The sequence below is a fragment of the Kitasatospora nipponensis genome (genome assembly GCF_039528135.1).
In the GTDB taxonomy this organism is placed as follows: Bacteria; Actinomycetota; Actinomycetes; order Streptomycetales; family Streptomycetaceae; genus Kitasatospora; species Kitasatospora nipponensis.
In genome coordinates, this window is record NZ_BAAALF010000875.1 from 1 (window position 1) to 609 (window position 609).

The 609-nt window shown below is 71.4% G+C and carries 1 protein-coding gene; it reads left to right on the plus strand.

Going from position 1 to position 609, the window contains the following annotated elements; all coding sequences use genetic code 11:
* The first annotated feature begins 236 nt into the window (after window positions 1–236).
* A complete protein-coding gene (locus tag ABD323_RS43810) occupies window positions 237–485 on the plus strand; it encodes a hypothetical protein (RefSeq protein WP_344447582.1) in 249 nt (82 codons plus the stop codon).
* Window positions 486–609 lie beyond the last annotated feature (124 nt).

The following is a 609-nucleotide window of genomic DNA, read 5'->3' on the forward strand; positions in this document are numbered from 1 at the left end:
GGCGGGGCGGAACGCGGGCCGGCCCGGTGCCCCCGTCGCGGAGGGTGAATTCCCCGTCCCGTCTCCGCCGGCTCGGTTAGGGTGCGACCAGGGGCTGGATCGTGGCCTTGCCGGGGGCGGCTTCGGTCGCCCGGGAAGGCAGAACAAGCGATGGAAGAGGGGCGGCCCGTAAGGGCCGCCCCTTCGCCGTTCTTGGGACGGCCCGGGCGCGGAGATTCCCGTGTCTCCTGGTCGAGGTGGACCGCGACAATGAGGGCAACGGCGTCCTGGTGGACAAGCTGGCCGCCTACCGGGCCTGGTGCGAGCTGCCCGCCCGCTACACCGCGAAAAAGGCGTTCGAGGAGTCCCTGCCCGCCGTCGGGGCCCGGACCCACGACCTGCCCCGCCACGGCGGCGGTGCTGCCCTTCGCGGCCCGGACCAGGAACCTGCCCCGGGCAGCAGGAGCTGCTGGTGGCGATCGGCACCGAGCGACGGCCTCCCGTAGAGCTCGTAACACGATCTTGTGGGTGTGGGCTGGTGGGCCGTGTCCGGTGTGACGATTCGTCCGTTGGTGGTGGTGTGAGTGCACCGTGGATGATCGATGACGAGTTGTGGGCGCTGATCGGGCC